At 65.8% G+C, this 12,152-nt stretch carries 8 protein-coding genes; 2 read left to right on the top strand and 6 right to left on the bottom strand.

What is annotated here, in order from left to right; all coding sequences use genetic code 11:
- Nucleotides 1–163 precede the first annotated feature (163 nt).
- The 5 genes from VYJ16_RS15280 to VYJ16_RS15260 are packed head-to-tail and all read right to left on the bottom strand — an operon-like array spanning nucleotide 164 to nucleotide 6,254.
- Entirely contained in the window at nucleotides 164–1,219 is a 1,056-nt protein-coding gene (locus VYJ16_RS15280) for an ABC transporter ATP-binding protein (RefSeq protein WP_336351178.1), read from the bottom strand.
- Complete coding sequence (locus tag VYJ16_RS15275; RefSeq protein ID WP_336351177.1) at nucleotides 1,216–2,376, bottom strand: ABC transporter ATP-binding protein; 1,161 nt, start codon at nucleotides 2,374–2,376, stop codon at nucleotides 1,216–1,218. Before VYJ16_RS15275 ends, VYJ16_RS15280 begins: the two co-directional genes overlap by 4 nt.
- Before the next feature lies 1 nt (nucleotide 2,377).
- Complete coding sequence (locus VYJ16_RS15270; RefSeq protein WP_336351176.1) at nucleotides 2,378–3,412, bottom strand: ABC transporter permease; 1,035 nt, start codon at nucleotides 3,410–3,412, stop codon at nucleotides 2,378–2,380.
- The gene (locus VYJ16_RS15265) at nucleotides 3,399–4,403 is read right to left on the bottom strand and encodes an ABC transporter permease (RefSeq protein WP_336351175.1); all 1,005 of its coding nucleotides are present in this window, start codon (nucleotides 4,401–4,403) and stop codon (nucleotides 3,399–3,401) included. The genes VYJ16_RS15270 and VYJ16_RS15265 overlap by 14 nt, the downstream gene beginning before the upstream one ends.
- 51 nt (nucleotides 4,404–4,454) lie before the next feature.
- The gene (locus tag VYJ16_RS15260; RefSeq protein WP_336351174.1) at nucleotides 4,455–6,254 is read right to left on the bottom strand and encodes an ABC transporter substrate-binding protein; all 1,800 of its coding nucleotides are present in this window, start codon (nucleotides 6,252–6,254) and stop codon (nucleotides 4,455–4,457) included.
- 206 nt (nucleotides 6,255–6,460) lie between these two features.
- On the opposite strand from VYJ16_RS15260, the gene VYJ16_RS15255 reads away from it, so the two are divergent.
- Nucleotides 6,461–8,692 (top strand): glycoside hydrolase family 3 N-terminal domain-containing protein, encoded by a 2,232-nt coding sequence (locus VYJ16_RS15255; protein ID WP_336351173.1) that lies wholly within the window; start codon nucleotides 6,461–6,463, stop codon nucleotides 8,690–8,692.
- A 783-nt stretch (nucleotides 8,693–9,475) separates the two neighbouring features.
- Here VYJ16_RS15255 and VYJ16_RS15250 read toward each other — a convergent pair.
- Entirely contained in the window at nucleotides 9,476–10,267 is a 792-nt protein-coding gene (locus VYJ16_RS15250; protein ID WP_336351172.1) for an IclR family transcriptional regulator, read from the bottom strand.
- Between the two features lie 527 nt (nucleotides 10,268–10,794).
- Here VYJ16_RS15250 and VYJ16_RS15245 point away from each other — a divergent pair.
- Nucleotides 10,795–12,102 carry an SAF domain-containing protein gene (locus tag VYJ16_RS15245; RefSeq protein WP_336351171.1) on the top strand — a complete coding sequence of 436 codons (1,308 nt, stop codon included), beginning with the start codon at nucleotides 10,795–10,797 and terminating at the stop codon, nucleotides 12,100–12,102.
- Nucleotides 12,103–12,152 lie beyond the last annotated feature (50 nt).

Below are 12,152 nucleotides of genomic sequence, written 5' to 3'. Positions count from 1 at the left end.
GTGGGCATGACAGAGGCACGATGGCGCCATCGGCCCTCAGACCGATAGCGCGCGGCCTCGACGCCAACTCCCACCCCGCTCGGTTCGCAACGCGACCGTCTCGCGTTCGATACGATACCGCGACCGGCCGTCGGTCCGCGCGCAGCGCGCAGCGATACGCTGCTCAGTCCTCTAACGGAGCGCTCTCCCAGTACGCGTGCTCGGGTTGCTCGCGGAAGCACGCGACCTCCTGGCCGTTCCCGTCCACGGGCTCGCGTGCCGGCGTCCCCTGCTTGCAGGCCTCGCGCGCCTCCGGACAGCGCGTGTGGAACCGACACCCCGAAGGCGGGTTCACTGGGTCCGGGATGTCTATCTTCCGCATCGGCGGGTCGACCGCCTCCGTCGCGTCCAGCGACAGCTCCGGGGTCGCCCACCGGAGCACGTTCGTGTACGGATGCCGCGGGTCCTCGATGAGCTCCTCGGCCGTCCCGAGTTCGACGAGCTCCCCGAGGTACATCACGCCGATGCGGCCGTCCCCGTGCTCCGTGAAGTACCGCGCGTTCGAGAGGTCGTGACTGATGAACACGTACGTCGTATCGAAGACGTCCTGGAGGTCCAGCATGAGGTCCATCATCTCGACGCGCAGCGACACGTCGAGCGCGCTGATGGCCTCGTCCGCCAGGATGACGTCCGGGTTCATCAGGAGCGCGCGACACAACGCCACGCGCTGCTTCTCGCCGCCACTCAACTGGTGCGGGTAGCGGTCGCCGAAGTCCGCCGCGGGCGACATCCCGACGCGCTCCAGCAGCGAGAAGATGCGCTCGCGGCGCTCGGCACTATCCATGTCCGGGTGGACGTGCCGGAGCGGCTCCGAGAGGATCTCGACGAGTCGCTGGTTCGGGTTCAGCGAACTCCCCGGGTCCTGGTGGATGATCTGGAGGGACTGCCGGATCTCCTCGAAGGAGACGTCACCGCGGCCGGCCTTCGCCTCCCAGATGTCCTGCCCGCGGAACTCCACGGACCCGCTCGTCGGCTGCTGGAGCCCGATGGCGGTCTTCCCGAGCGTCGTCTTCCCGCAGCCGGACTCGCCGACGAGCGCGAGCACGTCGTTCTCCTCGATGTCGAGCGACACGCCGTCGACCGCGTGCACGACGTCGGGGTCCTGGTAGAAGTCCCAGAGGCTCTGCTCCTTCTCGAAGTGCACCTCGACGTCCGACAGCCTGAGAAGCGGGTCACTCATCGTCGCTCCCCTCCATCGTCACCGTCCGCGTCCACGCCGTCTGGGGCACCACCAGCGGCATCAACTCCAGCGGGCGTCCCGCCGTCCGTGTCGACGCTGTCCGGCGTCCCGCCGTCGGGTGCGTAGTTCAACGGGATCTCCTCGGCGCTCTCCTCCCAGTAGTGACACGCCACGGTGTGGTCGTCGACGACCTCCGAGTGTTCGGGCGCGTCCACGCGACAGGACTCGTCCGCGAGCGGACACCGCGGCCGGAACGAACAGCCCTCCGGCACGTTGATCGGGGCCGGACTCGACCCCTCGATGGCCTCCATCTCCTCCAGTGGCGCGTCGAGGTTCGGCGTCGCGTTCAGGAGCGCTCGCGTGTACGGATGCGACGCGTGCCCGAGGATCTCCTCGGTCGGCCCGACCTCCACGAGCTCGAACGCGTACATCACCGCGAGCCGGTCTGCGAGCGACGCGACCAGCGGCAGGTCGTGCGTGATGAACACCATCGTCAGGTCGTACTTCTCCTGGAGCTTCTCCAGGAGCACGAGTATCGAGCGCTGCATCAGGAGGTCCAGCGCCGCCGTCGGCTCGTCCATCACGAGCACGTCCGGTTCGAGCACGAGCGAGAGCGCGATGAGCGCGCGCTGCTGCATCCCGCCGCTGAGCTCGTGCGGGTACGAATCCAGCACGCGCTCGGGGTCGAGGTAGAGGTCCTCCAGTAACTCCCCGGCGCGCGCCATCCCCGCCTTCCGGTCCGCGTCGTGCGCGTCCAGGGTCTCCTCGAAGTGCCCGCGGACCTTCATCGTCGGATTGAACGAACTCATCGCGCCCTGGAACACCATCGAGATCTCCTCCCAGCGCAACTCCTTCAACGACGCCGCGTCCAGGTCGAGGACGTCCACGCGGTCCCCGCCCTCCGGGTAGTACGACACCTCGCCGGACAGGAGGCCCGGATCGGGTATCGCGTCCAGGAGTGCGGACGCGAGCATCGACTTCCCGCTCCCGCTCTCCCCGACGATACCGATTATCTCGTTCCGTTCGATGTCGATACTGACGTCGTCGAGCACGTAGGACTCGCCGTCGTCGTACGTGACGCTGGCGTTCCGGAGCTCGAGTATCGTGTCGCTCGCGTCGACGGCTGACGTCGCCGTCGAAGAGTGGCTCGCGGTCATGTTAGAGTATCTCCGTGGAGGCGTTCGAGTCCTCCTCTTCGCTGCCGGCAGTCGACTCCGATTCCCCGGCGAGGCGCGTCCGGACGCGCGGATTGAACACGCGATCCATCCCCTGCCCGAGCAGGATGAGCCCGAGCGAGAGGAAGAGGATGGCGAGCATCGGCGCTATCAGCCAGTGCGCGGCCTCGATGGTGTACAGCGCACCCGCGGTCGAGTACGCGAGGTACATCGTGATACCCCAGTTCTCGGCGCCGATGGGGAGGACGCCGAGGAAGTACAGCCCGACCGATGCGAAGATGACGTACCGTGCGGCCGTCACGAAGTTCACGGTGACGTACGGCATCAGGTTCGGGATGATGTCCTTCCGGATGATGCGGTGCGTGGGCGTCCCCATCGTGCGCGACGCCTCGACGTAGTTCTGCTCGCGGATGGTGAGTACCTGCGAGCGAATGGAGCGTCCGAGGCCCGCCCAGTAGTTCAGCGTGATGAGGACGCCGAGCACGAGCGGGTTCTCGGGCGTGAACGCGATGGCGAGGATCATGATGAGCGGGAGGCCCGGGATCGCCATCACGAAGTCCGCGATCGCCATCAGCACGCGGTCGGTCGTCCCGCCCTTGAATCCGGCAACGGTCCCGAGGACGACCGCGACGCCGGTCGCCCAGATGGCGCCGCTCGTTATCATCAGCATCATCTCGGGCGTGGCGTGCACGAGGAGCGCGAGCAGGTCCGTCCCGGTCGCGGTCGTCCCCAGCACGTAGTTCATGTTCTCCAGCGGCAGGAGGTACCGGGGCGCCTGATTCGTCTCCGGCGACGGGTAGAGGCCGAGCGCCGCTATCAGCGCGATGACCACGTAGAACCCGACGATGAGCAGACCGAAGCGCGTCCGCCAGTCGCTCCACGCGACCAGCGCGGGCTTGTACACGCGCTCCTGGTAGAGGTCGCGGTAGCGGTCCATCCGGGAGAGGTCGGTCGCGGCCGCGTTCGAACTCGACCAGTCGACGCCACCGACCTGCGAGTCGGCTTCAGTAGGCTTCATTGCTACCTCCCGAAGAGATGCGCGGGTCGACCTTGCTGTACGTCAAGTCCGCGACGTACGCCCCGACCACGAGCGCGACCGTGATGACGAGGAACGTCCCCATCATCAGCGGATAGTCCCGTGCTTTCAGTGCCTTGAACATGTAGAATCCGAGTCCCGGATACGAGAAGATGCGTTCCAGGATGATGGTCCCACCGAGGTTGAACCCGAGCAGCAGCAGGAAGCCGGTGTACATCGGGAGGATGGCGTTCCGCCCGACGTACCGCGTGGCGATGCGACGGTCGGCGAGCCCGCGGAGGCGCGCGACGCGGACGTAGTCCTCGCCGAGCACCTGGATGCTGTTCCCGCGCATCGCGAGCGCCTGCACGCCCATCCCCGTGACCGTGAACGACGCCACGGGGAGGATGGCGTGTTCGAGTGCGCTCATCACGAACGGGACGCTCAACTCCTTCTCGACGGCCAGTCCGGTCGTCCCGCCGGTCGGGAGGATCTGGTACTGGTACCCGAGGAAGTACACGAGCAGGAGCGCGAGCACGTAGAAGGGGACGGACGCGGAGACGATGGAGACGCCGGTCAGCGCCTGGTCGAACCGGCTGCCTTCCCAGTACGCCATCATCGCGCCGAACAGGACCGCGAACGCGAACATGAGGACCGTCGAGACGACGACGACGAACACCGTCCACGGAACCGCTTCCGCGAGGACGTTCGCGACCGGTTCGTCGAGCGATATCGACCGGCCGAGGTCGCCGCCGGCGACCGACAGCATGTAACTCTGGTACTGTTCGAGCAGCGTCGCGTCCGGCCTGATGTTCTGGTAGTTCTCGATGTACGCGTTGATCTGGTCGGGGTCCATCCCCTGTCTGGCGAGCTTCACTCGCAGCGTCGTCAGTGGGCCGCCAGGGAGCAGACGTATCATGCCGAACGTGAACGTCGCCACCAGATAGACGGTGAAGAGCACGCGCGCCGTCCGCTTGGCGAGATAGTGGGACATACGATATCGAATCTCTCTTTGTGATTATTAACGTTTGGTGCTGGTCTGGGTCTACTTCGCCTGGAGGTTCCCCTGCCGCGGCAGCCAGTGGCACGGCCACTTGACCTTGTACTTCGAGTCGCCGTCGTCGGGGACGTCCCATTCGTCCTCGGTGACGAAGGACTGCTCGCGCTTCTCGAGGAGCGAGAGCATCGGGAGGTCCTGGTTGTTGTGCCAGGCGGCCTGCCGGACGAGGTCCTGCGCGGCGGACTCGTCGGTCGCGGTCGGGATCTTCTCGACCTTCGAAGCGGGGTTCATGCTCGTCGTGCCCGAGCCTTTGCGCGCGGGCACCTCGATCTCGCCTTCCGGATAGTTGTGCCCGCGCTGCCACGTCGTGAGCTTGACCTGGTGACGTAGCGGGTAGAACGGGAACGCCGAGCGCGGCCCGCCGGGCAGCCAGAACGCGGTCGCGAGCCGGAAGTCGCCGTCCGTGATCTGCCCCCACATCTGGCCGGTCGGGACGGTGGTGACCGACGCGTCGAACCCGAAGGAACTGAGCTGGTCGGCGATCGTCTGACTCGCCGTCACCCAGTCACCCCAGCCCGCGAACTGCTTGATGGGGATGGAGATGACGTCGCCGTTCTCGTCCTTCCACTTCCCGTTCTCCTTCGTGTAGCCGACGGATTCGAGGAGCGACGCGGCCTTCTTCGACTGCGTCTCGGCCTGTCCGTACGTCTCGTAGGTGTCCATCTCGTCGCCGAGCCAGCGCTCCTGGTCGTCGACCGCGATACCGCAGGGGACCTTCGGCGTGGACTTCGTCCGCGGGCCCGCGTTGTCGCGGACCTGATCGCGGTTGATGACGTGCATGAGCGCCTGCCGGACCTCTCGCTTCCCCATGACGGGGTCGTCGTGGTTCGGGACGAGCCCGTACCCCCACTTCGCGGGGACGCGCGCCTCGTTGACGGCGTCGGGCATGTTCGCGACGACCTTCGGCGGCGTGAAGAGACTCATCGCGACGTCCAGCTTCCCGCCGAGCAACCCGGCGTGCATCTGCGGGTTGTCCGGCATGTGGACGTACTGGTACTCTTCGAAGTTCACGTTGTCCGCGTCGGGATGGTCCGCGAACCGCTTCAGCGTCACCTGCTGTTTGTCGGCGTCGCCCGTGAACTTGAACGGGCCGGTCCCCTGGACGTTCTCGTCGTAACTGAAGCTCTGTACGGCGCTCGCTTCCTTGTCGAGGTACTTCTTGTAGACGCTGTGCTTGGTGTCGACGCGCATCGGCGCGAGCGTGTGCTTGACGATGGTCGGGTTCGTCTCCTCGGAGAAACTGAGTTCGACCGTCTTGTCGCCGGTCGCCTCGACGCTGTCGGTGAAGTCCCAGAGGCTATCCCCGGTCTTCTTCCCGATCTTGAACTGCGTGGCGAGGTCCTGGCTGGTGACGTCGTCGCCGTTGTGCCACGTCAGGTCCTCTCGGATGGTGAGCGTCGCCGACGTGGACTCGACCTGCCAGTCGTCGAGCGCGTAGAGGATGAACTCGCCTTTCCCGAAGTGGTACTGTGCGAACTTGTCGAACACCATCTCCCCCGACCAGGCGGCGTACTTCTGGGTGTTGTGGGGGTTGTAGTGCATGTTCTTCGGCACGCCTTCGTTCGTCGCGCCGACGAGGGTCTTGTCCTGGACGGTGACGCTACCGGACGAATCGTCGGTGCCGTCGGAGCCGTCACCGCTCCCGTCGCTGTCCTCGCTGTCGGTATCGTTGTTCGAGGTGGTGCTACATCCGGCGAGGGCGACCGCGCCTGACGCCCCCGTCAGTTTCATGAACCGGCGACGGCTGCAGACGTCCCGGTAACTGGTGGCTGAGTCGCTTGCCATTATCCACCAAAACCACCAACCCAACAATACATAAAAGTTTGGGAGAGTGCGAAGGATTGATGCGGTCTGTCGGTAGAACCGCAGGACAGCATCCACCCACGGTCGCAACGCTATCCGTCAGCGAGGACTGTCACCGGTGAACCGCCGCCAGCACACCGACCGAACTGGCGAAAAACATAAGTAACCGATTCATCTTGTACTGGACAATGCAGCAAGACAGCACAGAGTACGAGTTCCAACAGCCCCACCTCCCCGTCGACACTCGCGTCGAGGACCTCCTCGACAGGATGACCACGGCAGAGAAAGCCGGCCAGCTGGTCGGCACGTGGGCCGGACAACTGAGCGAGTTCAACGACGTATCCGACGTGAAAGCCGCCATCACCGACCACCACATCGGCGCCGCCGCGACGTTCGGCTGGGGCGGCTCCCTCGACACCACCGTCGACGACGTCGTCGAGACCGTCAACGAACTCCAGACGTACGCCGTCGAGGAGACCCGCCTCGGCATCCCGCTGCTGTTCAACGTCGACGCGGTCCACGGGCACGCCTACGTCGCCAACGCGACCGTCTTCCCGAACGGACTCGGCGTCGGCGCCACCTGGGACACCGACGCCGCCGAACGCGCGGCGAACGTCACCGCGAGCGAGATCCGGGCCACCGGCGCCCACCAGAACTACTCGCCGACGTGCGACGTCGGCCGCGACCCGCGCTGGGGGCGCGTGTTCGAGACGTTCGGCGAGAGCCCGTACCTCTGCGGCGAACTCGCAGCCGCGAAAGCCCGTGGCTACCAGGGCGACGGTATCGAAGGCGACGAGAACGTCATCGCGACCGCGAAGCACTTCCCCGCCTACAGCGAACCGGAACGCGGCGAGGACGCCTCGCCCGTGGACGTCTCCGAGTACAAGCTCCGGAACACGTTCGTCCCGCCGTTCGAACGCCTCCTCGAAGCGGACGTCGAGTCCGTCATGCCGTGCTACAACTCCATCAACGGCGAACCCGCGCACTCCTCGGAGCGCTACCTCATCGACCTGCTCCGGGACGAACTCGGGTTCGACGGCACCGTCGTCTCCGACTGGAACGGCATCCGCCAGCTCTGCGACGAACACCGGACCGCCGTCGACCGCCGCGACGCCGTCCACCAGTCACGCGTCGCCGGCCTCGACCTCGCGTCCGTCGGGCACGTCGGGCACGTCGAGGCGCTCGTGGCACTCGTCGAGGACGGCGACCTCCCCGAGAGCGTCCTGGACGCCAGCGTCCGTCGCGTCCTCGAACAGAAATTCAAACTGGGCCTCTTCGAGGACCCGTACGTGGACGCCGACGACGCGGCCGACACCGTCGGCGCGAGCGACCACCAGGACGTCGCCCTGGAGTGTGCGCGCGAGTCGATGACGCTCCTCCAGAACGACGACATCCTCCCGCTATCCGGGGACGAGGACGTGTTCGTCGCGGGCCCGAACGCCGACGACCTCGTGCATCAGGTCGGCGGCTGGAGCGTCGACGAGGAAGCGCACGTCGCGGGCGATAGCATCCGCGACGCGCTCGCCGACCACACCACGGGCACGGTCACCTACGAACGGGGCGCGTCGATGTCGACGACCGAGGACGTCGAAGCGGCCGCCGCGAAGGCCGCCGAGGCGGACGTTGCGGTCGTCGCGGTCGGCGAGAACTGGTACCTCCACGAGTTCGGTCCGGAGGTCCAGTCCGGCACGAAGACCGGCGAGTTCCCGACGCGCTCGGAGCTCCGTCTCCCGGAAGCGCAGCGCGAACTCGTCGAGGCTATCCACGAGACGGGGACGCCGACCGTCGGCGTGCTCGTCACCGGCCGGCCGCTCATCGTCGACTGGATGGCCGAGCACCTGCCGGCGATCCTCATGGCGTACTACCCCGGCTCCCGGGGCGGGACCGCGGTCGCGGAGACGCTGTTCGGCGCGAACGAACCCGCCGGCCGTCTCCCGATATCGGTCCCGCGGTCGCCCGGCGACCTCCCCCAGCACTTCGACCACCTCGCGCATCCGGCCCCCATCGGCGCCGACGAACATCCCGACTCGTACGACCCGCTGTTCGAGTTCGGGCACGGCCTCAGCTACACCGACTTCGAGTACGCGGACCTCTCCGTCTCCACGGACGTCCTCGACGCCGACGACGAGTTCGAGGTGTCGGTCACGCTCGCGAACGTCGGGGACCGAAGTGGGACCGAGGTCGTCCAGGCGTACAGTAGCGCTCTCACCGCGTCGCACGTCCCTCGCGTCCGCCGCCTTCAGGCGTTCGAGCGCGTGACGCTCGACCCCGGCGAGGAACGCACCGTGACGCTCTCGCTCGCCGCAGCCGACTTCAGCGTCTACCACCCTGGCGACGGCCACACGCTCGAAGACGGCGAGTACCGATTGCGCGTCGCCGACGAGACCGAGACCGTCACCGTCGACGACGCCGCGCTCTGACTTCCGCGGAAGCAACGCCTTCTCTCTCCGATCGCCGATGCAACAGCGCCGCGTCCGATAGCGCCGGTGGTCGTCTATCCACTACACGTCCACGCCACGGACGGGTGCCAGTCTTGTGACCCCTCGCCCGAGCGTCGCGATCGCTTCCCAAGAGCAGCTGTGACACCCGCGACATCGCCGCCGCTACCGTCTCGCCCGATACCGGGCTGGCACGAACCTCCGGCCCTCCGTGGGACCGTCGGAACCCGGTGACGGGACGGCACGACGCGATACCATACGAAAGGTGACCAATATGGGAAGTGTCATGACTGCCGGGTAAACACACGAGGGAACGGTGAATAATGAACGACCGATGTATTTTGATGCAGCAATAAAACATCCTTCCTGCAGGACTGGCCGCTGTCGAACCTTCCCCGCCGGTTCTCGATGGCCGCCTCGTTCACCGTTTAGAATAACGACCATAGGGCTGTTATTAGAACTCGGTCGATCGATTCTCCACCGACCCGCACGAACCCGACCGCGACAAACAGTATAACACACCTATCTTTGTTATATTCGGCTCCCTGTTCGTTGCCCGACTACCATCGGGTCGAACCGGTTTCACCCGCCCGCTGACCGTCGAAGGGACGAGCAATCCCTACGAACGGCCGACTGTATCGGCTCGTGATGCATTACACACACTCACAATAGCCCTCAGGTCGCCCGCTGCACGCCGAGACCGAATTATCCGTCGTAAACGCCGACTGACGATTGCCGGTGCCCGAACGCGACCGGCTCGCCCACTCACCGATCGACCGCTCTCGCGCCGTTGTGCTTGATGCGAATGATGTCCGCGGTCTCGGTGACGAGTTGCGGGAGCGTCGACTCGAAGTACTCGCCCTCGATGCGACTGGCCGGCCCAGAGAGCGAGACGGTTCCGATGACGCCATCCAGTCCCCGGACCGGAGCGGCGACACCGCGGATACCCACGGCCGCTTCCTCTCGGTCCCGCGCGAACCCCTGCTCGCGGACGGTCTCCAGTTCCGCCTCCAGTGCGTCGCGGTCCGCGATCGTATTCGGCGTCATCGAATGAAGACCGTGCGTTTCGAGGACGTCGTCCAGTTCGTCCTCGTCCATGTGCGCCAGGACGACCTTCCCGCTGGCGGTCGCGTTGAGACGCCAGCGACTCCCCGTGGTGTACGCGCCACTTTCGACGGCGTCCTCGCCGCCGGTCTTGTAGAGATAGTACCCGAGCCCTTGCTCGACGACCATCAACCAGACGTACTCGCCCGTCTCCGCCGCCAGATCGTCCGCCGGGTCGGTCCCGTGGACGTACAGCGGATAGTTCTCCTTGATGCTGTTCCCCACCTCGTAGTATCGGAGCCCGGGGCGATAGCGGTCGTTTTCCTTCACAGCGAATCCGCGACGTTCGAGCGTCCGGAGGTGGGCGAGCACGTTGCTCGGCGATCGATCGAGCACCTCCGCGAGTTCGGTGATGGTCATCGGCCCCTCCGTGGTCAGGGTCTCGACGATGTCCAGCGACGTATCGACCGACTTGATCCCGGTCTGCTCGTCGTCCGCCGGGTGATTTGGCATGGTCGAACAATGCGGCGCGTCCATCATTAGCATATCGACCCGACGACGTCCCGGAGACGCCGAGGGCACCTCGTTCCTCGAAAGCGGACCCGTCACGTGACGCGATGGTATTCTTTCATAGAGAATTGGTGGTCGTTCCACGTGGAGACGCCACGGACAGCCGGTCGGGGTCCGTCTCTGCGGACTGTACTGCGTCATCGGCTACCTCGGTTCGAACCGTCGCCTCCTTCGCTCCGAATTGCTCGGTCTGCCCAGCCCACGCCGGGCGAGGACTCGAGGCCGTCCAGGGGGCCTTCTCCACGCTCCCTCGAGTTACCCGGTCGGACGATGGGAGCAGGAGATTCTCCAGCGGAGAACTGACAGGTTCGGTTCACCACGTTCCTCTGTACGCTTTGCTTGAACTATCTGAAACGGGGCGACAGAGGGCCGCTGGCGGACGAACGACTGTGGGCCGTCCGGCAGCCGCCGGTTCACATAACAGCTCTTACAAAACACTTAATTACCGTGTCGGTTAGTACCAACCACGGATGAACGTAGTGTCTGACTTAGAGGCGCGAGTAGGGAACCCGCTCTCGGTCACCCTGATCGGGCCGGGCGTCTACGGATCGCACCTCGCTTACCAGATCGAGGAGACACCCGGCGTCGAGCTCTCGATACTCGCCGACATCGAACGACGAAAAGCCGAGGACGCGTTCCGGAAGGCCGGCGTCCCCGACGACGACGTCTCGATCGAAGAGAGCGCGGACGGCATCGCGAGCGCTCTCGCGGCGGATCGCCGCGTCGCAACGAGCGATGGTGCACTGGCGGCTGGTGCGCCGGTGGACGTCGTCATCGAGACGACCGGTGACGCTGAAGCGGCGGCCGTCCACGCGTGGGAAGCGATCGACGCCGGCAACGACGTCGTCATGGTCAGCGTCGAGGTGGACGTGACGATCGGCCCGCTGCTGGCTCGCTTCGCCGAGTACCGCGGCGTCACCTACTCGATGGCGTACGGCGACGAGCCGGCACAGGTCGTCGAGATGGTCGACTGGGCGCGCACCCAGGGCCTGGACATCGTGGCCGCGGGACAGGGCACGGAACTGACGTTCAAGCCTCACGCGACGCACGAGGACTCCCTCCAGCGGTACGACCTCCCCGAGTCGTTCATCGAGAACAGCGAACCGGACGCACGGATGTACAACACGTTCCTCGACGGAACGAAGGTGGCGGTCGAGCTCTGTGCGGCCGCGAACGCCCTCGGACTACCGATCGACGATGACGGCGTCCACATGCCAGAGACGGACAAGGACGGGATGCTCGAGACGCTCAGACCAGTCGAGGACGGCGGGGTTCTCGAGCGGTCGGGCGTCATCGACTCCGTCACGCCGACCGACCAGAACCCGAGCGCGTTCGTCGTGACCGAGGCGACGAACGAGTCGACGCAGGCGTACCTGAGCCAGCGGTACAACATCAAGACGACGTCGAACGGCCGGTACCAGCTCTTCCATCGCCCCTATCATCTGCCCCAGGAGACGATGGTCAGCGTCGCTCTCGCCGGACTCCACGACGAGCCGACGGGCGTCGTGACCGAACAGAAAACCGAGGTCGTCGCCGCGGCGAAACGCGACCTCGAACCCGGTGAGACGATCGTCGGCGGTGGTGGTGACACGATATACGGCCGCCTCCAGAACGCCGACGTCGCGTCCGATGCGGACCTCGTTCCGTTCGAACTGCTCTGTGGCGCGACCGTCGAACAGCCCGTGAGCACCGACCAGCCCATCTCCGCCGCGGACGTCAGCCTCGACACCGACTCACCGCTCTACCACCTCCGCCAACTCCAGGAATCGCTTCTCTGACCGACAGCAAGCGGCTCTGATCGACAGCAAGCGGTCGTCTCGGTAATAAA

Origin of the sequence: Halorubellus litoreus (genome assembly GCF_037081675.1) — an archaeon.
In the GTDB taxonomy this organism is placed as follows: domain Archaea; phylum Halobacteriota; class Halobacteria; order Halobacteriales; family Natrialbaceae; genus Halorubellus; species Halorubellus litoreus.
Note: the sequence above shows the minus strand (reverse complement) of the source record. Positions and strands in the feature narration are given on the sequence as shown.